Raw genomic sequence first — 24,515 nt, forward strand, 5'->3', positions numbered from 1 at the left:
ATATGTTAATATGCCAATTGACCGCGTTCTATTCCGCATGGCAATTGGCATATCAGCACATGGTCACATTGACACATTATTAATTGGCTGCTTCGAATTCTTTCAAGAAGCGAGTATCGTTTTCAGAGAATAATCGTAAATCGTTTACACGATATTTCAAGTTGGTGATGCGTTCAATACCCATACCTAGCGCATAGCCTGAGTAAACTTTGCTGTCAATGCCGTTGGCTTCCAATACATTCGGATCCACCATACCACATCCCAGAATTTCCACCCAGCCTGTGCCTTTACAGAACGGACAACCTTTTCCGCCGCAAATATTGCAACTGATATCCATTTCGGCACTTGGTTCGGTGAACGGGAAATAGGACGGACGCAAACGGATTTGAGTATCTTCGCCGAACATTTCTTTGGCAAACAATAGCAATACCTGCTTTAAATCAGTGAATGATACATTCTTGTCAATGTAGAGTGCTTCCACTTGATGGAAGAATGCATGGGCACGATAACTGATCGCTTCATTGCGGTATACACGTCCCGGACAGATGATGCGGATAGGAGGTTGCGAATGTTCCATAGCTCTTGCCTGTACGGAAGAAGTGTGAGTGCGAAGCACGATGTTCTTTTTCACATCTTCCTGACTGGCTTCGATGAAGAAAGTATCTTGCATATCACGTGCAGGATGGTCTTCGGCAAAATTCATGGCAGTGAATACGTGCAAGTCGTCTTCTATTTCGGGACCGTCGGCAATGCTGAAGCCCAGTCGATGGAATATATCAATAATTTCATTTTTTACAATGCTCAGCGGGTGGCGTGTTCCCAGTTCGATGGGATAAGCCGTACGCGTAAGATCCATTTCGGCGGCACCGTTATCTTGGGTTTCAAAAACTTCTTTCAATGTAGCGATACGTTCCTGAGCCTTGTTTTTCAGCTCGTTCAGTTTCATGCCCACCTCTTTTTTCTGCTCGGCAGGTACGTTGCGGAAGTCTGCCATCAACTCATTAATCGCTCCTTTTTTGCTAAGATATTTAATGCGCAAGGCTTCCAATTCTTCCGCATTGGCTGCTTGCAAGCCTTCAATTTCCTGAAGTAATTGTTCTATTTTAGCTAACATAGTTTCTTCTTTATTTTTTAATGACCGCAAAGTTAGCGAATTAAACCCATATATTTTGCTGAAAACTAAAAAAAACGATATTTTTGCATCGATTTTTTCTAAATATAGAAAATGAGAAAACTAATAATCGGAGTTTGTCTGCTTATGCTGATAAGCTCCTGTGGAGGTGGAAAAAAGAAAATGGACCCCTTCGAGACGCTTACTGAGGAGATTGATTCGCTGACTGCACCCCCGGACACAACAGAAGCGATGGCTGCGGTAGAGGAAGAACCAATGGTTCCCGCTACGGCCGACGAAAGTTTTGCCGACTTTTTCTACAATTTTGCCAGTGATGAAAAGTTACAATTGTCACGCATCGTGTTCCCTTTGCCGTATTATACAATGGAAAAGAAAGAGCACATTGAAAAGGACCAATGGAAACACGATCCTTTATTCAGCCGGCAAGATGCCTATACAGTTCTGTTCGATAAGGCGGAAGATATGGAAATGGAGAAAGATACGGGGCTTACCAGTGTCAAGATAGAATGGATTTACTTGAAGAAGGGAAAAATCAAGCGGTATTATTTTGAGCGTCTGAAGGGGCTGTGGAAACTGGAAGCCATAGATTTCGCGGATATGCCGAGAGAGGATACCGGTAAGGAGGACTTCTTTGAGTTTTATGAACGTTTTGCCAATGATTCTGTTTTCCAGTTGTCACGTTTGCACGAACCGTTGAAGTTTGTGACTGCTGATCCCGAAGACGAGTTTCAGATACTGGAAACGACTTTGGAGGCCGGACAATGGTTCGCATTCCAGCCTGTGTTGCCTCGTGAGAATTTGACAAATGTGAACTATGGCCAGAACGAGAATGTGCATTCCAATACGAAAGTGATTGAAATGAAAGGTTTTGGCAATGGATTTAATAATACGCTCTATTTTGAACGGCGGCACGGTCTATGGAAACTGATGCAGTTTGAGGATCTGAGCGATTGATTTGATTGTAAATGAAGGAAATAAAAGACTATTCTCTGTTGCCTCATAATACATTTGGTATGGATGTGAAGGCATCTTTGTTTGTGGAATATGAATCGGTGACAGAGCTGCAATCCATCTTGTCGGATAAAAACCTGATGGCCGGTAACTGGTTGCATATCGGCGGAGGAAGCAATTTGCTTTTTAAAGGTGATTATGCAGGGACTGTCCTGCATTCGGCTATCCGGGGGTATGAGGTGGTTACTGAAAACGAACAGGAAATAGAGGTAAGGGCAGGAGCCGGTGAGGTGTGGGATGATTTTGTGGCATATACCGTGAAGAACAGTTGGTATGGTGCTGAAAATCTGTCATTGATTCCCGGTGAAGTGGGTGCTTCTGCCGTTCAGAATATCGGTGCGTATGGTGTTGAGGCAAAAGATTTGATTGTAAGTGTGGAAACCGTCGAGGTGGAAACCGGCAGGAAACGGATTTTTACCAAAGAGGAATGCCGTTATGCTTATCGTGAAAGCATTTTCAAGAAAGATTTGAAAGGTAAATATATAGTGACTTACGTCACTTATCGTTTAAGTAAGCAGCCGGTTTTTAATCTGGAGTATGGAAATGTGCGTGGCGAATTGGAAAAGCGAGGAGGTGAGGTGGCATTGGAGAATGTAAGGAAGGTGATTATTGCCGTGCGTGAAGCCAAGTTGCCCGATCCCCGGGTGCAGGGAAATGCCGGAAGTTTCTTTATGAATCCGATTGTTCCACGCAGGCAGTTTGAAATAGTACAGCAACAGTATCCTGATATGCCACATTATGAAGTGGATGGCAATCGGGTGAAGATTCCTGCTGCATGGATGATAGACCGTTGCGGCTGGAAAGGCAAACAAATAGGGCGCGCGGGTGTTCATTCTAAACAGGCGTTGGTCTTGGTGAACTGTGGAGGCGCTACGGGAGATGAAGTGATTGCTCTTGCCAGACGGATACAGGAGTCTGTGCTTCAAAAGTTCGGGGTAGCTATCTCTCCCGAAGTGAATTTTATATAAAGTATAATATGAAGATTACAATACTAGGCAGCGGAACGTCTACGGGAGTACCCGAAATAGGGTGCAAATGTCCGGTATGTACCAGCAGCGATCCCCGGGACAACCGTTTGCGTTGTTCGGGACTGATAGAAACGGAAGGGCTCCGGATTCTGATAGATTGTGGTCCTGATTTCCGTGAACAGATGATACGGTTGAACGATTTCAAACCGTTGGACGGTGTTTTGATTACTCACGAACACTATGACCATGTAGGAGGCTTGGATGATTTGCGTCCTTTCTGTCGTTTTCGTGATGTGCCGGTTTATGCCGAACAATATACAGCAGAGCGTTTACGCCAGCGTATTCCTTATTGTTTTGCCGAACATCTTTATCCGGGAGTTCCCCGTATTACATTAGAGGAAATTGTTCCCGGTTCTCCTTTTATTATCGGCAATCCCGAAGGAAACAAAGTAGAAGTGACACCTCTTCGGGTAATGCATGGCAAATTGCCCATTTTGGGATACCGTATCGGCAAGATGGCATGGATTACCGATATGCTGACGATGCCCGGGGCTGAATATGATTTGTTGCAAGGACTGGATGTGTTGGTAATGAATGCATTGCGTCCCCAGCCTCACCATACCCACCAGAATTTGAAGGAGGCTTTGGACAATGCACAAAGAATAGGAGCCGGGGAAACTTATTTTATTCACATGAGTCATCATATGGGATTACATGCTGATGCTGAACGGTTATTGCCGCCGCATGTGCATTTTGCATACGATGGAATGAGAATTAGTTTATAAAGCCGGTTTCAACGAATACCGGCACAATCCGTTCAATCCGCATTCCGAACATTTCGGTGTCCGTGCCATACAAACATATCTTCCGTGTAAAATAAGCCAATGATGTGCGGTGGGCACAATCTCCTTCGGAATATACTTCATCAGATATTTCTCGGTAGCCAGCGGTGTGGTGCAGGTTTGAGGAACCAGTCCGATGCGGTGGCTCACGCGGAACACATGTGTATCTACTGCCATGGCCGCTTTGTTGAATACTACACTTTGAATGACATTAGCCGTCTTGCGTCCCACTCCCGGCAGTTTAATCAGTTCTTCCAATGTTCCCGGTACTTCGCTATGAAAATCCTTCACCAGCATTTGCGCCATGCCTACTAGATGTTTTGCCTTGTTGTTGGGATAACTTACACTCCGTATGTATTCATAAATCACTTCCGGCGTCGAAGCGGCCAGTGCCTCAGGAGTCGGGAAATCCCGGTAAAGAGGAGGGGTGATCATATTTACCCGTTTGTCCGTGCATTGTGCACTCAGGATAACGGCTATCAACAACTCGAATGGGTTATTGTAATGAAGTTCAGTTTCGGCAACAGGTATCGTTTCTTGAAAATAAGCGATCACCTTGTTATAAAGTTCTTGTTTTTTCATATTACCTTCTTTTTTCGGTTGCAAATATAATTGATAAATCAATAAGGTAGAATTATTCGGGCAATTCATTTGTTTAGTTGAGTAAACTTCTTATATTTGCATAAATATATTAGATTTATGCAGCTTAACGTAAAGAATGAAACTTCTACATTGAAAGCTGTGGTGCTTGGACAACCCGGTTCCATAGGGAAGGTCCCCACGCTGGAAGAAACTTATGACGCCAAGTCATACGAGTCCGTATTGCATAACATATATCCCCATGAAGAAGATATTTTCAAAGAGATGAGATGCTTTGAAAGCGTATTGTTGAAATATGGGGTACAGGTCTATCGCCCGTGGACACTGGAGAATTGTAATCAGGTGTTTGCCCGTGATGTGGGGTTTGTGATTGACGACAAGATTATTGTTTCCAACATCATCCCCAACAGGGAAGATGAGAAGGAAGCTTACGAAGTGGTCTATAATCAGATAGCTTATAACAAGATTTTCAACCTTCCCGAAAAGGCGCACGTAGAGGGAGGTGATGTGGTGCTTTACAATAATATTGTGTTTGTAGGCCTTTATACCCAGCCCGATTATCCGCAGATGAAGACGGCACGTACCAACCGATATGCTTTTTCCTTTCTGAAAGAAATCTGTCCGGGGAAGATATTCATCCCCTTGGAGCTGAAAAAACATAATACAGATCCACGTGCGGGGATTCTGCATCTGGATTGTACCTTTATGCCGGTAGGGAAAGGGCATGCGATTATTTATAAGGACGGATTTATGTATCCTCAGGATTATCATACTCTGCTCGATTTGTTCGGCAGGGAGAATGTATTTGAAATAACGCGGGAAGAGATGTACTATATGAATACGAATGTCTTTTCCATCTCTCCTGAGGTGGTGGTTTCTGAAAAGAACTTTATCCGCCTGAATACCTTTATGGAAGAGGTATGGGGAATGACGGTAGAGCGTGTACCTTATTATGAAATATCTAAGATGGGCGGACTGTTGCGCTGCTCCACCTTACCATTAATCCGAGAAAATGACTAAACAAACAACAAACCACATTTTGATGGTGGAACCCGTAGCCTTCGGGTTCAATGAAGAAACAGCGGCCAACAATTATTTCCAGCAGCGGACAGTTGCGGCAGGTGAGACAGTACAAGCTTGTGCCTTGAAGGAATTTCGGGGCATGGTGGATAAGTTGCGTGCAAACAGCATAGAGGTAATAGTGGTGCAGGATACCCCGATACCTCATACTCCGGATTCCATATTTCCGAACAACTGGGTGTCCTTTCACGACGACGGAACGGTGGTGCTGTATCCTATGTTTGCGGAAAACCGCAGGGCGGAAAGACGGGCGGATATCTTGCAGCGGATAGAGTCGGAGGGGTTCAGCATCCGTCGGAAGGTAGATTATACAGGTTTTGAGGAAGAAAACCGCTTCCTGGAGGGGACCGGGGGAATCATTCTGGACCGAGTGAACCGTTATGCATACGCGGCTTTGTCGCAACGGGTGGACGAAGCATTATTGGGTCGGTTCTGCAAGGAACAGAACTTTATTCCAGTGCCCTTTCGCGCCTATCAGACTGTAAACGGACAACGTCTGCCCATTTATCATACCAACGTCATGATGTGTGTGGCAACAGATTATGCGGTCGTTTGTCTGGACAGCATTGATGACGTGGAAGAGCGTGAGCAGGTTTGCCACATCTTGCGGCAGACAGGGAAAGAAATCATCGCCATCTCCGAGGAACAGATGCATCACTTTGCCGGAAATATGCTTCAGGTGGAGAACGGGAAAGGTGCATTGTTTCTAGTGATGTCTCAAAGTGCTTACGATTCGTTGGATGAAGGCCAGTTACAACGGCTGTCTAAGTATAACGCGTTGCTTCCCATGCCCATCCCTACCATTGAAACGCTGGGAGGAGGAAGTGCCCGTTGCATGATGGCGGAAATATTCTTGAAGAAAGAAAAACATTAAATAATAAAAAGCTTATGGATGCAAAATTATCGGCAGCTCAATTAATGGAGCTTGAGAACAAACATGGAGCACACAATTATCATCCTGTTCCTGTGGTATTGGATAAAGGAGAAGGTGTGTTTGTATGGGATGTGGAAGGAAAGAAATATTATGATTTCCTTTCCGCTTATTCGGCGGTGAACCAAGGACATTGTCATCCGCGTATTATTGATACGTTGGTAAAACAGGCGCGAAAGCTGACTTTGACTTCACGCGCTTTTTATAACAGCCAGTTGGGACGGTATGAAGAATTTGTCACCCGTTATTTCGGATATGACAAGGTTTTACCGATGAATACGGGAGCCGAGGCGGTAGAAACCGCATTGAAGCTTTGCCGCAAATGGGCGTATGAAGTAAAAAAGCTTCCCAAGGATACGGCGGAAATCGTTGTATGCCGGAATAATTTTCATGGGCGTACTACCACTATCGTTTCTTTCTCCATTGATCCGGACGCTTACAATAACTACGGACCTTTTACTCCCGGCTTTGTTGTGATTCCTTACAATGATGCCGAAGCGCTGGCGAAAGTGCTGGACGAACATCCCCATGTGGCCGGATTCCTGGTTGAGCCCATTCAGGGAGAAGCAGGTGCTTATGTACCCGATGAGGGGTATTTGAAAAAATGTTACGACTTGTGTCGTGCCCACAATGTACTTTTTATAGCCGATGAAGTGCAGACCGGCATTGCCCGTACAGGCAAATTGCTGGCTTGTGACTATGAGAATGTTCATCCGGATATCCTGATTTTGGGAAAGGCTTTATCGGGTGGGGCCTGTCCTGTTTCTGCAGTATTATCATGCAATGAAGTGATGGATGTTATCCGTCCGGGACAACATGGTTCCACTTTTGGCGGAAATCCTATTGCTGCGGCAGTGGCTGTTACGGCACTGGAGGTGGTACGGGACGAACAGTTGGCGGACAGGGCATACAGACTGGGATTGATATTCCGGGAAGAGATGAGAAAACTGTGTGAAACATCTCGTGTGGCTTCTTTTGTCCGGGGCAAGGGATTGTTAAATGCGTTGATAATCAATAATGATGAAACGAAGGATTTGGCGTGGGAAATTTGCTTGAAATTGGCCGAAAACGGTTTGCTGGCCAAACCGACACATACGAATATTATTCGTTTTGCTCCGCCATTGGTGATTACAGAGGAACAGTTAAAGGAGTGTATCGAAATTATAAAGAAGACGATTGCCCTGTTTGAATAAAGGATTTTTTATCCTGTCTTTTAGGGGTGGATTCAATCTGCCCCTCTAATCGTTTTCACTGATACCCACCTGTTTATGACGCTTCATCTTTCACTGTTCCATACTGTTTGGCAATCAAGGAAGTATAGAAAAAGTAATTATTTGATGAGGCTGTTCTTCTTGATAAGAATATTTAATGCAGTTATATCCGGTTAACTCGGAAATAATTTCTATCTTTGCACCCCGAATTAAAAAATAGACGTATGATGCCGTGAATAGCGGTCGTGTATTCTAGAACACCACGTAAAAAACAGGAGAAATGAAGAATAATAACACTGTATCTGTATCGTTCATGTTGCTTGGCATACTGTTTTGTGTATGTCTTGTCGCAGCAAATTTATTGGAGACCAAAGTAGTCCAGATCTGGAAAATTACGGCAACTGCCGGATTGGTTGTATTTCCTATCTCTTACATTATCAATGATTGTATAGCCGAAGTATGGGGCTTCCGCAAGGCACGTCTTATCATCTGGATGGGCTTTGCCATGAATTTCATGGTGGTAGCTTTGGGGCAGCTTGCCATTCTGATGCCCGCAGCTCCGTTTTGGGAAGGAGAGGAGGGCTTCAACTTCGTTTTCGGCATGGCGCCCCGCATCGCTGTAGCCAGTCTGACCGCTTTCTTGGTCGGCTCTTTTCTGAATGCCTATGTCATGAGTAAAATGAAGCTGGCCTCGGGGGGAAAGAACTTTTCACTTCGTGCTATCACTTCTACCTTGGTGGGTGAGAGTGCCGATTCCATGATTTTCTTTCCTGTTGCCTTCGGAGGTTTGATGCCTGCCGGTGAACTGATAAAGATGATGGTTATTCAGGCGGTGCTCAAGACACTCTATGAAATTATTATCCTGCCTGTTACCATCCGTGTGGTAAATTACATCAAGAAGGTGGATGGCAGTGATGTCTTTGATGAGCATATCTCATACAATGTATTAAAAATCAAAGAACTTTAATAAGTTGCTGATGTGTCAGTGTGCCGGTTAGCCAATTACCATGCGGTATATGGCGCAGCATATCCACATAGCGCAGCAATTGGCACATTAGTAAATTGAAAAATTATCAACAATGAATAAAAGTGACGCATTGGTTGTGTTCAGCGGAGGGCAGGACTCAACCACGTGCCTGTTTTGGGCAAAAAAACATTTCCGCAAAGTGTATGCTTTAAGTTTTATCTATGGACAAAAGCATGTGAAGGAAGTGGAGCTGGCCCGTGCTATTGCCGGAAAGGCAGGTGTGGAGTTTAAAGCGATGGATGTTTCCTTTATAGGCAACCTGGGTAAAAATTCGCTGACAGATACTACGATAACGATGGATGAGGTGAAGCCTGCCGATAGTTTCCCTAATACGTTTGTGCCGGGGCGGAATTTGTTCTTTCTGAGCATTGCAGCTGTCTATGCACGCGAATTGGGGATCAATCATATCGTGACCGGTGTGTCGCAGACAGACTTCAGCGGTTATCCTGATTGCCGGGATGCTTTTATCAAGTCACTGAATGTGACGTTGAACCTTGCCATGGACGAGCAGTTCGTGCTTCACACTCCGCTGATGTGGATTGATAAAGCGGAAACATGGGCGTTGGCGGACGAATTGGGCGTGCTCGATTTGATCCGGCATGAAACGTTGACTTGCTATAATGGCGTACAGGGAGATGGCTGCGGTCATTGCCCGGCCTGTAAGCTCCGTCGTGAAGGATTGGAAAAGTATCTGGAGATAAAGGCGGAAAGAGAGAAACGATAGGATAAATGAATGTGTTTTCTCCTTGTATGAAAGGTGTTTTCTTTTTGCCGAGTATATTGTTTCACTTTAGTGAGCAAGTTTTATCACTAGAGTGAAGAAATTTCATCACTTTAGTGGTACAACTTCATCACTCTAGTGAAACGATCTGCTCGAAGCGGGGAGAGAATTTCTTTTCTAAGGTATGATAGAGAAAACATGAATATGAAAAAAATAACTTTAATGGAAAGAAAAGATGAATTGACCCTTCTCGGGTCGAAGACCGAGTACAGGCAAGATTATGCTCCCGAAGTGTTGGAGTCCTTTGTGAACAAACATCCCGGAAACGACTATTGGGTACGTTTTAACTGTCCCGAATTTACCAGCCTGTGTCCTATTACAGGACAGCCCGATTTTGCGGAAATCCGTATCTCCTACCTGCCTGATGTGAAAATGGTGGAGAGCAAGAGCTTGAAGCTGTATTTGTTTAGTTTCCGTAATCATGGCGATTTTCATGAAGATTGCGTGAATATCATCATGAAAGATTTGATTAAGCTGATGGATCCTAAATATATTGAGGTGACGGGCATTTTTACTCCGCGCGGTGGTATTTCCATTTATCCGTATTGTAATTACGGCCGTCCGGGTACTAAGTATGAGGAATTGGCGGAGTATCGGATGCGTAATCACGATTTATAGTTGTATCTCTTGGAATGAATAGAGAGATTGTGGACTCAAATATTTGCTGGTTCTGAAAATTTGTTCTATTTTTGCACTCCGAAAAAAGGAGAGGTGCTCGAGTGGTTGAAGAGGCACGCCTGGAAAGCGTGTATACCCCAAAAGGGTATCCGGGGTTCGAATCCCCGTCTCTCCGCGAAAGTAGAAAAGTTAAAGTTGTAGATTCTTGAATTTGAACGATTCAAGAATTTTTCTTTTTCTAGTATTTTCCTTCATCTTTTCAAGGAGCTTATGTTAAATTGGAATCCGGTAATTTGATTTATGAAGACAATTTCGATATATGATTCGTTGCTTGTTTTAGGGCGTGGAATAGGACAAGTCATGTTTCAGAATAATGCGTTGTCCGGTTTGTTAATGTTGGTCGGAATTTTTCTGAACTCGTGGCAGTTGGGAGTATTAGCGGTAGGCGGTAATATAATAAGCACGTTGGCGGCTTGTATCTCAGGTTATGGACGTGACGATATAAAGAATGGACTGTATGGTTTTAACGGCACATTGATAGGTATAGCAGTCGGAGTTTTCATGCAGCTGTCTTTGTGGTCTTTGCTGCTCATGGCGGTAGCTTCATGTTTTTCTACTTGGATAGTACGGCTTTTCAGCCGGCAGCATTCACTTCCCGGATTTACTGCTCCTTTCATTTTTTCTGTGTGGATATTATTGGGAATCTGTACTTGGATAACGCCGGATTTATTGCTGGTTTCCGAAACGGTATCTGATACTGTGCGGGAGGTTGATTACGTTCAGGCTTTTTGTTTAGGTATTGGTCAGGTCATGTTTCAAGAAAATTTATTGACCGGACTGTTCTTTTTGGCTGGTATTGGGGTTAATTCATGGACTGGAACTTTTTATACTGCGCTGGGGACACTTCTTCCTGTTCTTTTTGCTGTATTTTGGGGGATAGATCCGGAAATGTTGAATATGGGATTGATGGGCTATAATGGTGTATTGTGTGCTTTGGCTTTAGGAGGCAAAACTTGGAAAAGCTTTGTATGGGCTTTATGTTCAGTCTTGCTGTCCGTTGTATTGCAGTTTGCAGGGATCAAGTTGGGAATTACTACTCTGACTGCACCTTTTGTACTATCTGTATGGATGATAATGATAATGCAGAAAGTGGTGAATACAAAAGGTGAATAATAGACAGTATCCGTAGTTCAGGCAGATTGATTTTATAATGGATGTAAAACAATCTAATTGGGATATTATTATGGATCTAAATTGATTGACGCAAAGGCTGGAAAAGTATAGCTTACGCTCAATGAATCATTTATGAAGGGTTCCTTTCAAGATCCTTCATGACAACACATTGAAAAACAATATATTGTGTAATTATGAAGGATTTGAAGGATTTCCCGGTATCTTTTTATATTTATAGGTTTTATGATAACTCCAATCCCAGTGCTTCTTTTAATTTCAGCAGATTCGGGTTTTTCTTGCTCATCATCTGGAAACGTTCCACATGGCTGTAAGCACGGATGTTCTCGGTAGGGGCACTGACACGTACCGTCATGGTGATTTTCCGGTTGTGCAGTCGTTCGCGTAAATGATTCTGAACCGATGGTATCAATTGTACCATATATTTTTCCACCATATCATTGTCTACTGTCACTTCAAAAGTCGTGTCATTCAACAAATGCGGATGCATGTTCATCATTCGTGCGGAGTTAGCCTTCTCTTCCTTGGGCAGGGCGGCTGCAAATTCACGCCAGTAATAGTCCAGATCTTTTTCATTGAAAATATAATCTTCGTATGTGGCATCGTTTTGGACAGCGGTGCTTGCCGCTTTTGCTTCTTGCTTTTCCGCAGCTTGCTGTTCGTGCAAAGGACGGCGCAGGGATATACCGAGTGAGCCCGCCTTGAACACCGGGATTTTTTTCTCTTCTCTGGTCTGAGGCAGCGGGCTTGGACGGCTTGCGTTCATACTGCCGGTTGTACTTGTACCCTGTGGTTGAGGAACGGCGGTTGCTGCGGTCTGTGCAGCGGCAGCTTTAGCCTGAGGCTGTGGCTGCGTGGCGGCTGTGGAAGTCGCTTGCTGCGTAAATAGGGGTTTTAATATCTTCTTAGGGCCACGCCCACCACTTGCATCATCGGCGTCGGGCAGAGTGAGTTGGGCGCATTGAATCAGTGTCAGTTCTACCAGCAGACGTTTGTTTTTGCTTGCACGATAGTTCAGGTCACAATCATTGCATAGCTTCATGGCACGGTACAGGAATTTCTGGTCACATTTTTGTGCTTGTTCTTTATAGCGGTCGCGGATACCGGCGCCTACTTCCAGCAATTGCAGGGTGGAAGGATCCTTGCTCACCAGCAAATCCCGGAAATGAGAGGATAGTCCGGTGATGAAATGGCTGCCGTCAAATCCTTTTTTCAATACGTCGTTAAAAAGCAGCATGGATTCGGGAACTTTGTTTTCAAGCAACAAATTGGTCAGCTTGAAATAATATTCGTAATCCAAGACATTCAGGTTTTCAATCACACTTTTGTAAGTGATGTTCCCACCTGTGAAGCTGACTACTTGGTCGAAGATGGAAAGAGCGTCGCGCATACCACCGTCGGCTTTCTGTGCGATGACAGTCAGGGCTTCGGGTTCGGCGTTGATATGTTCCAGTTTGGCAACGTATTGCAGATGGTCGATAGTGTCTTTGATGCCGATGCGGTTGAAGTCATAAATCTGGCAACGGCTCAGAATAGTCGGCAGTATCTTATGCTTTTCCGTTGTGGCAAGGATGAAGATGGCATGATGAGGCGGTTCTTCCAATGTTTTCAGAAAAGCATTGAAGGCGGCTTGCGACAACATGTGGACCTCATCAATGATATATACCTTGTACTTGCCGATTTGTGGCGGGATACGTACCTGCTCAATCAGCGAACGGATATCTTCTACCGAGTTGTTGCTGGCGGCATCCAGCTCATGTATGTTGTAAGAACGCTGTTCGTTGAATGCCAGACAAGACTCACACTGATTGCAGGCTTCGCCTTCGGCAGTGGGGGTCTGGCAGTTGATGGTTTTGGCAAAGATACGTGCACACGTTGTTTTTCCCACTCCACGCGGTCCGCAGAACAGGTAGGCATGTGCCAGCTTGCCGGTGGCAATAGCATTTTTTAAGGTGATGGTCAACGCGCGTTGTCCCACAACCGATTCGAATGTAGCGGGACGATATTTTCGTGCCGATACGATATAATTTTCCATAAGCGGAGTTCTTTTTTCTAATATGAGTTCTGCAAAAGTACATAAATTATCCGTTTTTATGGGTAGGATTGCTTGAAATATTTCTATCTTTGCAAAAATCAAAAAAGGGATTCTTTGTATGAGCAAATTGCTGACTATTTGGAACTACATCCGGCGCCATAAGTATATGATTACGGTGCTGATCTTTATTGTAGTTATTGGTTTTCTGGATGAGAACAGCTTGATTCAGCGGGTAAAGCATCGCAGTGAGATCAGCGCGCTGAATAGTGAGATAGAGAAATACAGAAAGCAATATGAGGAAGATACGGAGAAACTGAAGGAACTGACCACGAATCCTGAGGCTTTGGAGAAAATAGCACGCGAGAAGTATTTGATGAAGAAGCCTGACGAGGATATTTTTGTGTTTGAAGAATGAGTAAATCTTATAATATAATTTCGATGGTAGGGGCAGTCCTGCTGCTGGCAGGTGCGGTGTTGCAAATCACCCGGTGGGAGCTTGCGCCTTATCTGTATACGCTGGGTGCTGTGATGTTCGGCTATGTGCAGGTGATGGGGAATCGTTATGATGGAAGGAATTTTATCATCAAGCGTTTGCGTAGACAGCAGATTTTCGGGGCTGTCGCACTGGTCTTTACAGGAGTATTGATGTTTACCATGAAACGTAACGAATGGATTGTTTGTCTTTCCATTGCCGCTGTCCTGGAACTTTATACGGCTTTCCGTATTCCGCAGGAGTTGGAGAAGGAGAAACGTTAAGGAATCTGTGTCATTTTTTTGTCCGCGTTTATCAGAGGCTTATCTTGTGAAAAATAGGAGAACGCGGACAACACTTGTTACATGTTGTCCGCGTTCTAAAAAATAGTTGTCCGGTATTGTTATTCCACAATGGTCATTTCATCTACCAAGTGTTTCGCTCCTGCAAACTTATCAATAATAAATAAGGTATAGCGGATATCCACACAGGCTGCACGTTGTAACTGGGGATTATAAGCAATGTCACCGGTCAGTCCTTCGTAGTTGCGGTCAAAGCCGGTACCGATCAATTCTCCTTTATTATTGAAAACGGGGGAACCGGAATTACCTCCTGTATTATCTGTTCCTGTAACAAAACAGAGGGGCATTTCACCATTCTTCATGGCATAGCGTCCGAAGTCTTTCTTGTTATACAGGTCCTTTAGTTTGGCCGGAACCACGAATTCGTAGTTGTTCGGATCCTCTTTTTCCATCACTCCTTTCAGCGTGGTGTAATAGTTGTATTCTACACCGTCTTTGGGGCTGTATGAACCTACTTTACCGTAAGTGAGACGTAACGTGGAGTTGGCATCCGGATAAATAGGAGTACCTTCATGCTGTTTCAGCTTCATCATGCCCTCCACCCAAGTTTTATGGGCCAGATTATAAGCGTCGGTTTCAGCTTTCATGGCTGCATCGGTATCTGCATAACCTTGGTCTACTGATTTGGCATATTGCACCATCAGGTCATTTTCCAATGTCTTGGCATCCGGTTTTGCCACAAAGCTGTTGAAGGCCTCACGGCTTCGGAAGATGGATGTATCAAAACAAGCATCGACAAAGGCGTCAATGTTTCCTTTAAATTCTTTGTCTATTACTTTAAAGATACTGATGCGCTGTCCGGCCGGAATTAATTCTGCGTAAGTTTTCAGCAAAGCTTTGGAAACTTTGCGGTCTACTTCGGGATTATAATCTTTATTGAAAAATTTATCAGCCTGTTTGCTCAGTTTGCTTAATGCATGATCCAGCGGGCTGATTTCTTTAGTGGCGTGAGGTACTTTATATCCTTCTTTCAATGCTTGCAGGACTTTATCTGTAGAAGGAATTTTATAGAATTCCGTTCCCAGTTTGCAAACTTCATAAATGGCTTGCTGATGATATACGGCATCATGGCGTTTGCTCACGATTTCCCGGATAGCGTCGAAGGCTTTCTGATAGGCGTCTGTACCCATTTCACGTCCATAAGCCAGAAGCTTTTCCTGTTGTTTCTTTTTAGTATCAAGTACTTTCAGGTGAACCAGCCCTTCGTTCATACCGATGGCATTTTTCCAGTAGTTGGCTGATGAAGCGTATTTACTGGCGTACTGGATGCGTACTTTATCACTTTTCAGCATTTCTTCCAGCAGATTATTCAAACGTACGGTGCGGATGGTCTTACGCATGAAGTTGGTAGTCTGCATACGTTCTTCCACTTCGTCCGAAATCATGTATCGCCAGTTGCGTCCGGGGAATCCCATTACGAAAGTGAAGTCTCCCTCTTTGATTCCTCCCAGGTTGATGGTCAGATGTTTTTTCACCTTCAAAGGTACATTGCTTTCGTTATAGTCAGCCGGTTTACCGTCGGGTGTTGCATAAATGCGGAACATGGAGAAATCGCCACAGTGACGGGGCCACATCCAGTTATCGGTGTCAGCTCCGAACTTTCCGATGGAAGAAGGAGGAGCGCCTACCATGCGGACATCTTTATAGATGGTCTTTACAAACAAGTAATAGCGGTTGGCTCCGTAGAAAGGCTTTAGTTCCAAAGCGGTGAACGGAGTGATTTCTATCTTTTCTTGTTCGGCAAAACGTTTGGCTACTTTGCTCAGATAGGAGGGGGACAGGTAGTTCAGTCCTTCTGGGTCCTCATCTTTGGCCAGTTGTTTCTTTACGTAAGGAGTGACGTCCAGAATTTTGTCTATGAAGGTGACAGTCAGCCCCTTGCAGGGAAGTTCTTCTTTGCGGCTCATAGCCCAGAAGCCGTCAGTCAGATAGTCGTGTTCTACTGAACTGTGTTGTTGGATATAGCTGTAACCGCAATGATGATTGGTCAGCACAAGACCTTCAGCAGAAATGATTTCACCGGTACAACCGCCTCCGAAATGCACTACAGCATCTTTCAGACTGATGCTGTCCGGACAATATACTTTATCAATGCTGATATCCAGTCCCATATCATACATGGTGGCCGCATTCTGTTCTTTCAGATCAGTCAGCATCCACATCCCCTCGTCGGCATGGCCGGCAAGGGTTGTGAGGGTAAATAGCAAGAGTAATAGTGTCTTTTTCATTATTCAACAATAGTCATTTCGTCAATCAGGTGTTTGCATCCGCCCAGTTTGTCGATGATGAATAATACATAACGTATGTCCACTGCGATACAACGCTGCAGATTGTTGTCGAAATTAATGTCACCACTCAGTGATTCCCAGTTACCGTCAAAAGCAGCACCGATGAGCTCGCCGTTACCATTGATGACAGGAGAACCTGAATTACCGCCGGTAATATCATTGGTAGTCAGGAAGCAAGCAGGCATATCACCGTTAGGTAATGCATAACGTCCGAAATCTTTTGCTTCATACAATTCCTTCAGTTTGGCGGGAACAACAAATTCCGGATTGGTCGGATCTTCTTTTTCCATGACACCTTTCAGTGTGGTGTAGTATTTATAATGTACTCCGTCTTTAGGGTTATATGACTTCACATTACCGTATGTCAGGCGGATAGTGAAATTTGCATCCGGGGCTTTGGGTTCCGGTGAATACATTTCACACAGGCCGCGTACATAAGTTTTATGTAATAAGTCCATGCCTTTCATAGATTCGGTCAGTTCGTTTCCCAGCTTGTTCATCAAGTCATATTTAGCCCGTACATATGCTGTCATCGGATCTTTTTCTATGGCTTTCACGGTAGGTTTCTTGATGAATTTATTGAAATTCGCTTCGTTGGAGAAGATGGAATTGTCATAACAATGGTCTACGTATGCATCATAATTCCCTTTGAAATCCTTCTGGATGGTGGTGTAGAAGGCAGGTAAGGCATCGGCAGGAACCATTTCGGCATACAGGGGCAACAGAGCTTTGGCCACTTTGCGGTCTACTTCATGATCGTAGTCCTTGTTATGTACATCGGCATATACTTTTTTCAGCGTTTCAATATTTTTATTAATCGCTTCTTTATCTTTATTTTTGATTGCTTCTTTCAGCTTGTCCAGAATCAGATAAGGAGTGCCGAATTCTATACCTCCTTGAAAGACTTCACGGAAACAGGTGTAGTTATAAAGAATAGGATTACTCTTTTCGATGGCGGCATCAATTTCGCTGACTACTTTTTCATAATCGGTGTTGCCTTTGGCTTTAGCAAATGCTGCGAACTTGGCTTCCTGTCCTGCTTTTGTTTCCAATACCTTATTGTCGATAATGGCTTTATTCATACCGATAGAGTTTTTCCAATAGTTGCTGGAACCTGCATATTTGCTGGCGTATTGGATACGTACCTTGTCACTGGCAGCCATTTCTTTCTTCAGTACATCCTGACGCACACCACGTATGCGGATACGGGGTTCGTTGGTGGAATGCATCCGTTGTTTCACTTCACTTTGAGTTAGATAGCGGTTGGTGCTTCCGGGGAATCCCATAATCATGGCATAGTCACCCTCGTTAATACCTTTCAGGGAGATAGCCAGATGCTTTTTGGCTTTCAGAGGAACATTGTTTTCATTATATTCTGCCGGTTCGCCGTTGGCATCCGCATAAATGCGGAAGACGGAGAAGTCGCAAGTATGACGGGGCCACATCCAGTTGTCTGTTTCACCACCGAATTTACCGATGGCTGAAGGTGGAGCGGCAACCATGCGTACGTCGCTGTAGGTTTTCAGATAAATCAGATAGAATTTATTGCCTGCATAGAAAGGCAGAGCTTGTGCGCTGATACCTGCTTTCCCGTTCAGGTCACTGGCTTTCAGTTCCTCGTCGGCCAGTTTTTTTAGGAAGTCGTATTCAAAGGTTTCCTCTTCTTTTACTTCGCCTGATTTTACTTTATTGTTTACTTTATCTGTGACATCAACAATGCGTTCTACAAATTTGAACTTCAATCCCGGAGTCGGCAGCTCTTCTTTGCGGCTTTTTGCCCAAAAACCATCAGTCAGATAGTCATGTTCTACCGAGCTATGTTGCTGTATCGCTCCGTAGCCACAGTGGTGGTTGGTCAGGATCAGTCCGTCCGGTGAGATGATTTCACCGGTACATCCTCCTCCGAAAATGCCTACTGCATCTTTTAATGAAACGCGGTTCGGGTTATAAATGTCGTCTGCTTCCAGCAGTAAGCCTTGTGCTTTCATGCGGTCTGCCAAATGCTGCTCTTGCATCAGTTGCAACAGCCACATACCTTCGTCTGCCTTCGACGGCAAGAATGCTACACACATCAATGCGAGCAATAAAAGTTTGAATTTTTTCATGTTGTGTACTAATTGTTATTTCTTTATCCTTATATCGGTTACAAAAATAGAAAAAAAGAGGGAACTTTGCACTATAAATTGCCTTCTCGGTAATAATCTTCTATTTAGTTTTAAATTTTAATAAAATGTTTTTGTCACTAAATTATAGATTGTACCTTTGTATGCGAAAAATAGTAATGGGGCGTAGATAAGCATGAATAAACTTTTTTTCTCTGTGGTATCTTTATTGGCTTTTACTTCATGTGCCAGTGAGTATAAGATAGAAGGTAGTTCTTCTGTTTCTCGTCTGGATGGGAAAATGCTATTTGTAAAAGTTCCTAGTGGAGACCGGATGCTGAGTATTGATTCGGCAGAGGTGATTCATGGAATGTTCAAGATGGAAGGTATAACCGATTCTACTTCAATGGCATCCTTGTATATGGATGATGAGAGTATCATGCCTTTTGTCATTGAAAAAGGAAAAATATCCATCAGTATCGACAATGCCCGTATTGTAGTTACCGGAACTCCGTTGAATGATCGTCTGTATGATTTTGTGGGAAAAAAGACTTCTTTGGACGACAGAGCGTACGAGCTGGAGCGTCAGGAGAGCCGTATGATTATGGATGGAAAAGCGCCGGATGAAATTCAACGTGAGATAACGAGAGAACGTGAGAAACTGGCTGCTGAAATGAATGCATTGGCTAAGGAGTTTATCCAGAAGAATTATGATAATGTATTGGGACCGGGTGTTTTCATTATGTTGTGCAGCAATTTTCCTTATCCTGTCATGACTCCCTTGATTGAGGAAATTATAGAGGAGGCTCCTGACCGATTTAAAAACAACTCCTTGGTAAAGGAGTATGTGACGGTAGCCCGTTCGAATATGGAAAAATTAAAAGCTCCCCATTAATGAGGAGCCTTTTTTATCTGTCTTGGTCTGGATTGTCTATCTTTCCTTGATATTTTTCAGGTAAGTCTTTCTCAATTTCCCTGTAAGCCTCTTCCATGGTCGCTTTGATGTTTTCCATTCCCTGGCTTTGCGGATAAATGGGCTTGTGTACGACTAATGTCATAGGATGCCAGGATATAAAACCGCCGGTACGGGGAAGAATATTAAAGGAGCCGATAATAGTGAGTGGTACTACGGGAAGTTGCAAATCATCCGCCAGTTGGAAAGCGCCTTTCTTAAAATATCCCATGTGCCCGGTAAAAGTACGTGCACCTTCGGGAAATACCACTAGAGAAGTTCCATTCTGTAGTACGTGACGGGCATGTTCTATGGTTTCTATTACTTTCTTGGGACCGGATTTATCAACGAATATATGTCCGGCAGCTTCACAGGCTTTGCCGACGAAAGGCATTTTGCGCAGACTTTTTTTCATCATCCATTTAAAGTTTCGTCCCAGAAAACCATAAATAAGGAAGATATCGAAAGATCCTTGATGATTGGCTACAAACACGTAGGATGTTTTTTTAAGTACTTCCGGATGTCCTACTACCTTGACAGGAATAAGTAATACATAGCAGAAAAGCTGTGACCATATCTTTCCCGGATAATATCCCCAAAAATGCGGATCGCCTATCCATGAACCAATAATGGTAACTATTGCTGTAAGTATGGTTAATACCAGCAAAATGGGAAGTGCTATGAATAGTTGGTATAAAATATATAGTACTTTCATTTGTCTGAATTTTAGTTGTACAAAGATAGAAAAACTATTTTATATTTTATGTAACGTGATTACAGTAATTTCCGGCCATGCTCCAAGGCGCATAGGAAACATCAGATAGCCTAAACCGATATTGACAAACAAGGATTGTTTTCCTTCCTGGTATAAACCGTTGTGTTCGGGATATACGAATTTGGCAGGAGAGAAGCCAAACAGGCTGAATTGCATTTCATGGGTGTGTCCTGAAAGCATTAGCTGTACATCACTTTCCGGCAAGACTTCTCTGTGCCAATGAGTGGGGTCATGGCTCATTAATATTTTATACATTCCTTCCGTTCCTTTTAATGCTTTCTGCAGATCTCCATGATTGGGAAATGGGGGATTTCCGCTGTTCTCTACACCTGCCAAGGCTATACTGTCTCCATGATGATGTAGAATGACATGATCGTTATTGAGCATCTTCCATCCCATTGCAGCCTGTTTGGATTTCAAGCTGTTTAGATTGGCTTCTTGAGCTTCTTCTGTTTCCCATTTTATATAAGGAGAATAGTCATGGTTGCCTAAAACGGAATACACTCCGTCTTTTCCTTTTATCTGTTCTAGAATAGGGATAAATTCGTCCAATTCCGTTGCCACGTTATTGACCAAGTCACCTGTAAAAAGTACCAAGTCGGCATGTTGTGCATTAATGAGGTTTACAGCTTTCTGTAAGGCAGCACTGTTGCCGGTCCAGCTACCGGAATGGATATCAGATATTTGTACAATGCGGTAGCCGTCAAAACCGCTAGGAAGTTCATCGGAACTGATGGTTACCTCCCTGATTTGAAAATGTTGTTTTCCTTCGGTTGCTCCATATACTACATATACTAAAGAGGCTAAAGCCAATCCTCCCGCTACATATCCTCCATACAGTTTTTTGCCGGAGATGATATATAGGAGCTTCATAAACAGGATAACAATGACGAAAAGTGCCTTGGGTACGGAGAAGCAAAGAAAAATCAATAAGAAATTGCTAAGTCGCTGCATGGAATCCGGACGTGGCTCGTGTATAGAAAAGACTAATGTCATTCCCAATAAAAGAAACAGACTGGGAAGCCAATAGGCCCAATGTGTCCATTTTTGGGAAACACGGCGTATATATGCTTTGTATATATACATATCGGGCAATATCAGTAGCACTAGAAAAAACAGAAATAATTTTATCAGCATCATAATTTATTCGTTTTTTATAGATTGGCGGCGAGAAACTTTTTAGTTTCTTCTATACTCATACCCCGGCGGGCGGCGTAATCTGCCAATTGGTCTTCACCTATTTTTCCGATGGAGAAATAGCGGGAGGCCGGATGAGCAAACATGAGTCCGCATACAGAGGCATGGGGCTTCATCATACCATTCTCGGTCAATGAAATTCCTATTTGCTTCATATCCAGCAACTCGTCTAATAAGAAATTGATGGACTGGTCGGGTAAGGAGGGATAACCCACAGCAGGACGTATCCCTTGATATTTTTCATTATGCAGGTCTTTTACGCTTAGATTTTCATCAGGTGCATACCCCCAAAGTTTTTTGCGTACATCTTCGTGTAGCTTTTCTGCAGTAGCTTCCGCCAGCCTGTCGGATAGCGTTTGTGCTAACATACGTTTATAGTCATCTTCTGCATAAAGTTGTTCCATCTCTGCATCTACCGTGGTGGCAAATGCTCCGATTTTATCTGTAATCCCCGAGGACAGAGGACGTACAAAATCACTCAGACATAGAAATGGGTCATCTTTTTTCAATTTTGCGGCTTGTTGGCGCAAAAGCGGGAAACGCTTGCCATTCAGCAGTAAATCATCTCCATCCGCATTAGCATCCATGATGTTGACCACTCCATGAGTTTGATACACTGCGTCCAGCTGGTTCAACATCCGGTTTGCCTCTTTGAAAAGCTGCATGGCTTCACTGGCTTTCGGACGATCTTCTTCCGTAAAACTAGTGAGCCACATGGCACGGCATGAATCACACCCATGTATGTCCGCGATGGCGGCAAATTTGGGCTGGAACCCCCATGCGTGGAAAAAATAAATCCAATTAATATATTCGCTGACTTCGTGAATCTTGTAATCTACAATCATCTTTTAAATCTTAATTCTTGTCCGCGATGGCTTTCATCTACTTTGTTGTCACTGTAAACCAAGTCACCATTGACGAATGTTTTTTCTACTCGTGAATGAAATTTTTGTCCTTCCATCGGACTCCATCCGCATTTGCTTAAAACGCAATCGGCTGTTACAGTCCATTCATGATCCGGATTTACTAGTACCAAGTCAGCTTGATAACCGGGGCGGAGGTAACCGCGTCTTTCAATATTATATAATTCGGCCGGTGCATGGCACATTTTTTGAACCAATTGTTCCATGCTTAATACGCCTTCGCGTACTAATTCCATGATGGCGACCAATGAGAACTGTATCATCGGCATACCCGATACGGCTTTCAATGCCCCACCTTCCTTTTCTTTCAGCAAATGAGGGGCATGGTCTGTACCTATTACATCTATGCGGTTGGTGGATAATGCTTTGCGCAAAGCATTCCGGTCTTCTAAAGTTTTGATGGACGGATTGCACTTGATATGTCCTTTCAATGCCTCATAATCTTTGTCATAGAAGTATAGATGTGACACGCAAGCTTCCGCAGTAATCTTTTTTTCACTCAGGGGTTTGTCTTCAAACAAATCCAGTTCTTGTGCGGTGCTGATGTGCAGGATGTGCAGGCGGGCATTGTTTTCTTTTGCCAGCCGGATGGCTAATGAGGAAGAATATACACATGCTTCCGCACTACGTATCTGTGGGTGGTATTTTATATCAGGATCTTCTCCATATTTTTCTTTGAAGGCTGTTGTATTGGCGCTGATTATAGATTGTTCCTCACAATGTGCTGCAATCAGTATCCCTGCATTGGCAAATACTTTTCTAAGTACTTCCATGCGGTCTACCAACATATTTCCCGTGCTGGCTCCCATAAATAATTTAACACCGCATACCCGGTTTTTATCTAGTGTGGGGAGTACATCCGCATTCGTATTGGTTGCTCCGAAATAGAATGAATAGTTTACGATGCTTTTGGTTGCCGCATCCGCAAACTTGGCATTCAAAGCTTCCAAGGTTGTAGTTTGCGGAGTGGTGTTGGGCATGTCCATAAAACTGGTGACTCCACCTGCCGCCGCCGCTGTGCTTTCAGTATGTATGTCGGCTTTGTGAGTCAGTCCCGGATCACGGAAGTGTACATGATCGTCTATTACTCCCGGTATTAGATAATAGCCTTTCGCATCTATTATTTCTCCACAAGGCTGGGCGGGAACTGTTTCTTCTGCCAGCACTTCAGCTATGACTTCATTTTCAATCACTATCGAACCGTGAAAGATCTTGCCTTCATTCACAATCCGTGCATTCTTTATCCATGTACGTTTCATACTGTTTTCTTTTGTGGGTATTTGCGGAACCAGCTACCCAGTTTTAATTGAATGACTCCTAGTACAGCTTCGCCGAAGATACTTCCGTTCATTTTTGAAGTACCTAATTCGCGATTGACAAAAATCACAGGAACTTCGGCTATCTTGAATCCGCACTTGTAAGCAGTGAACTTCATCTCAATCTGGAATGCATACCCCTTAAAACGGATGCCGTCCAGACCGATTGTTTCCAAGACTTCACGGCGATAGCATTTAAATCCGGCGGTAGTATCATGTATGGGTAATCCGGTGATAATCCGTACATATTTGGAGGCGAAGTAAGACATCAGCACACGCCCCATCGGCCAGTTCACTACATTCACACCACTGACATAGCGTGAACCGATAGCTACATCATAGCCTTCAACGGCACATTTGTTATACAGCCTTGGCAGGTCATTCGGATTATGACTGAAGTCGGCATCCATTTCAAATACAAAATCATATTGATGTTCTATCGCCCATTTGAATCCGGCAATGTAAGCAGTACCCAGCCCTAATTTACCTTTACGCTCAACCATGAAAAGACGGTCGGGGAATTCTGTTTGCAGTTTACGGACAATAGTTGCCGTGCCGTCTGGTGAGTTATCTTCAATAATCAATATGTGGAAGAATTTTTCCAGTCCGAATACAGCCCGGATAATGTTCTCTATATTTTCCTTTTCGTTATAGGTGGGTATAATAATAATACTATCGGATTTCTCCATACATTTTTTGTA

23 protein-coding genes and 1 tRNA gene are annotated in these 24,515 nt (G+C 43.7%); 14 read left to right on the top strand and 10 right to left on the bottom strand.

The window, feature by feature from the left end; translation table 11 throughout:
• Positions 1–79: 79 nt before the first annotated feature.
• Entirely contained in the window at positions 80–1,114 is a 1,035-nt protein-coding gene (pheS, locus tag GKD17_RS04480; RefSeq protein WP_007836992.1) for a phenylalanine--tRNA ligase subunit alpha, read from the bottom strand.
• 111 nt (positions 1,115–1,225) lie between these two features.
• Here pheS and GKD17_RS04485 point away from each other — a divergent pair, with 111 nt between their 5' ends.
• The 3 genes from GKD17_RS04485 to GKD17_RS04495 are packed head-to-tail and all read left to right on the top strand — an operon-like array spanning position 1,226 to position 3,896.
• On the top strand, positions 1,226–2,086 hold the full coding sequence (locus GKD17_RS04485) for a DUF4348 domain-containing protein (protein ID WP_007836994.1): 861 nt from the start codon (positions 1,226–1,228) through the stop codon (positions 2,084–2,086).
• A gap of 11 nt (positions 2,087–2,097) precedes the next feature.
• Positions 2,098–3,111, top strand: coding sequence for a UDP-N-acetylmuramate dehydrogenase (gene murB, locus GKD17_RS04490; RefSeq protein ID WP_007836996.1), 1,014 nt, complete (start codon positions 2,098–2,100; stop codon positions 3,109–3,111).
• Between the two features lie 8 nt (positions 3,112–3,119).
• Positions 3,120–3,896: an MBL fold metallo-hydrolase gene (locus GKD17_RS04495; protein WP_007837009.1), complete on the top strand. Its 777-nt coding sequence runs from the start codon at positions 3,120–3,122 to the stop codon at positions 3,894–3,896.
• On the opposite strand, the gene nth is transcribed toward GKD17_RS04495, so the two are convergent.
• Positions 3,891–4,535: an endonuclease III gene (gene nth, locus GKD17_RS04500; protein ID WP_032936629.1), complete on the bottom strand. Its 645-nt coding sequence runs from the start codon at positions 4,533–4,535 to the stop codon at positions 3,891–3,893. The genes GKD17_RS04495 and nth overlap by 6 nt on opposite strands.
• Before the next feature lie 117 nt (positions 4,536–4,652).
• On the opposite strand from nth, the gene GKD17_RS04505 reads away from it, so the two are divergent.
• From GKD17_RS04505 to GKD17_RS04540, 8 genes are all read left to right on the top strand, one after another.
• Entirely contained in the window at positions 4,653–5,573 is a 921-nt protein-coding gene (locus GKD17_RS04505; protein ID WP_005846048.1) for a dimethylarginine dimethylaminohydrolase family protein, read from the top strand.
• Positions 5,566–6,507, top strand: a complete 942-nt coding sequence (gene ctlX / locus GKD17_RS04510) for a citrulline utilization hydrolase CtlX (RefSeq protein ID WP_007837013.1) — start codon at positions 5,566–5,568, stop codon at positions 6,505–6,507. Before GKD17_RS04505 ends, ctlX begins: the two co-directional genes overlap by 8 nt.
• A 14-nt stretch (positions 6,508–6,521) precedes the next feature.
• The gene (gene rocD / locus GKD17_RS04515) at positions 6,522–7,757 is read left to right on the top strand and encodes an ornithine--oxo-acid transaminase (protein ID WP_005848693.1); all 1,236 of its coding nucleotides are present in this window, start codon (positions 6,522–6,524) and stop codon (positions 7,755–7,757) included.
• Positions 7,758–8,055: 298 nt separating this feature from the next.
• Complete coding sequence (locus GKD17_RS04520; RefSeq protein WP_007837016.1) at positions 8,056–8,742, top strand: queuosine precursor transporter; 687 nt, start codon at positions 8,056–8,058, stop codon at positions 8,740–8,742.
• Between the two features lie 112 nt (positions 8,743–8,854).
• Positions 8,855–9,526, top strand: coding sequence for a 7-cyano-7-deazaguanine synthase QueC (gene queC, locus GKD17_RS04525; RefSeq protein WP_005846058.1), 672 nt, complete (start codon positions 8,855–8,857; stop codon positions 9,524–9,526).
• Between the two features lie 219 nt (positions 9,527–9,745).
• Positions 9,746–10,201, top strand: a complete 456-nt coding sequence (queF, locus tag GKD17_RS04530) for a preQ(1) synthase (RefSeq protein WP_005846060.1) — start codon at positions 9,746–9,748, stop codon at positions 10,199–10,201.
• An 87-nt stretch (positions 10,202–10,288) separates the two neighbouring features.
• A tRNA-Ser gene (locus GKD17_RS04535) sits at positions 10,289–10,376 on the top strand.
• Positions 10,377–10,501: 125 nt separating this feature from the next.
• Entirely contained in the window at positions 10,502–11,374 is an 873-nt protein-coding gene (locus GKD17_RS04540; protein ID WP_007837021.1) for an urea transporter, read from the top strand.
• A 241-nt stretch (positions 11,375–11,615) separates the two neighbouring features.
• On the opposite strand, the gene GKD17_RS04545 is transcribed toward GKD17_RS04540, so the two are convergent.
• Positions 11,616–13,427: a DNA polymerase III subunit gamma/tau gene (locus tag GKD17_RS04545; protein ID WP_032936460.1), complete on the bottom strand. Its 1,812-nt coding sequence runs from the start codon at positions 13,425–13,427 to the stop codon at positions 11,616–11,618.
• A gap of 118 nt (positions 13,428–13,545) precedes the next feature.
• Here GKD17_RS04545 and GKD17_RS04550 point away from each other — a divergent pair, with 118 nt between their 5' ends.
• Both GKD17_RS04550 and GKD17_RS04555 read left to right on the top strand, forming a co-directional pair.
• A complete protein-coding gene (locus GKD17_RS04550; RefSeq protein ID WP_005846067.1) occupies positions 13,546–13,842 on the top strand; it encodes an FtsB family cell division protein in 297 nt (98 codons plus the stop codon).
• A 23-nt stretch (positions 13,843–13,865) separates the two neighbouring features.
• Entirely contained in the window at positions 13,866–14,183 is a 318-nt protein-coding gene (locus GKD17_RS04555) for a hypothetical protein (protein ID WP_032936633.1), read from the top strand.
• 119 nt (positions 14,184–14,302) lie between these two features.
• On the opposite strand, the gene GKD17_RS04560 is transcribed toward GKD17_RS04555, so the two are convergent.
• Both GKD17_RS04560 and GKD17_RS04565 read right to left on the bottom strand, forming a co-directional pair.
• Positions 14,303–16,489, bottom strand: coding sequence for a S46 family peptidase (locus tag GKD17_RS04560; protein ID WP_007837027.1), 2,187 nt, complete (start codon positions 16,487–16,489; stop codon positions 14,303–14,305).
• A complete protein-coding gene (locus tag GKD17_RS04565; RefSeq protein WP_007837029.1) occupies positions 16,489–18,654 on the bottom strand; it encodes a S46 family peptidase in 2,166 nt (721 codons plus the stop codon). Before GKD17_RS04565 ends, GKD17_RS04560 begins: the two co-directional genes overlap by 1 nt.
• 193 nt (positions 18,655–18,847) lie before the next feature.
• Here GKD17_RS04565 and GKD17_RS04570 point away from each other — a divergent pair, with 193 nt between their 5' ends.
• Complete coding sequence (locus tag GKD17_RS04570; protein WP_007837031.1) at positions 18,848–19,546, top strand: DUF4369 domain-containing protein; 699 nt, start codon at positions 18,848–18,850, stop codon at positions 19,544–19,546.
• 13 nt (positions 19,547–19,559) lie between these two features.
• Here the strand turns inward: GKD17_RS04570 and GKD17_RS04575 are convergent, their stop codons facing one another.
• The 5 genes from GKD17_RS04575 to GKD17_RS04595 are packed head-to-tail and all read right to left on the bottom strand — an operon-like array spanning position 19,560 to position 24,503.
• A complete protein-coding gene (locus tag GKD17_RS04575) occupies positions 19,560–20,318 on the bottom strand; it encodes a lysophospholipid acyltransferase family protein (RefSeq protein ID WP_007837033.1) in 759 nt (252 codons plus the stop codon).
• Positions 20,319–20,357: 39 nt separating this feature from the next.
• Complete coding sequence (locus GKD17_RS04580) at positions 20,358–21,518, bottom strand: metallophosphoesterase (protein WP_007837034.1); 1,161 nt, start codon at positions 21,516–21,518, stop codon at positions 20,358–20,360.
• Between the two features lie 14 nt (positions 21,519–21,532).
• Positions 21,533–22,420, bottom strand: a complete 888-nt coding sequence (locus tag GKD17_RS04585; RefSeq protein WP_007837036.1) for a vitamin B12 dependent-methionine synthase activation domain-containing protein — start codon at positions 22,418–22,420, stop codon at positions 21,533–21,535.
• Positions 22,417–23,757 (bottom strand): dihydroorotase, encoded by a 1,341-nt coding sequence (locus GKD17_RS04590; RefSeq protein WP_007837046.1) that lies wholly within the window; start codon positions 23,755–23,757, stop codon positions 22,417–22,419. The genes GKD17_RS04585 and GKD17_RS04590 overlap by 4 nt, the downstream gene beginning before the upstream one ends.
• Positions 23,754–24,503: a polyprenol monophosphomannose synthase gene (locus GKD17_RS04595; RefSeq protein ID WP_007837048.1), complete on the bottom strand. Its 750-nt coding sequence runs from the start codon at positions 24,501–24,503 to the stop codon at positions 23,754–23,756. Before GKD17_RS04595 ends, GKD17_RS04590 begins: the two co-directional genes overlap by 4 nt.
• Between the last annotated feature and the right edge of the window lie 12 nt (positions 24,504–24,515).

It is taken from the genome of Phocaeicola dorei (assembly GCF_013009555.1).
Lineage (GTDB): Bacteria > Bacteroidota > Bacteroidia > Bacteroidales > Bacteroidaceae > Phocaeicola > Phocaeicola dorei.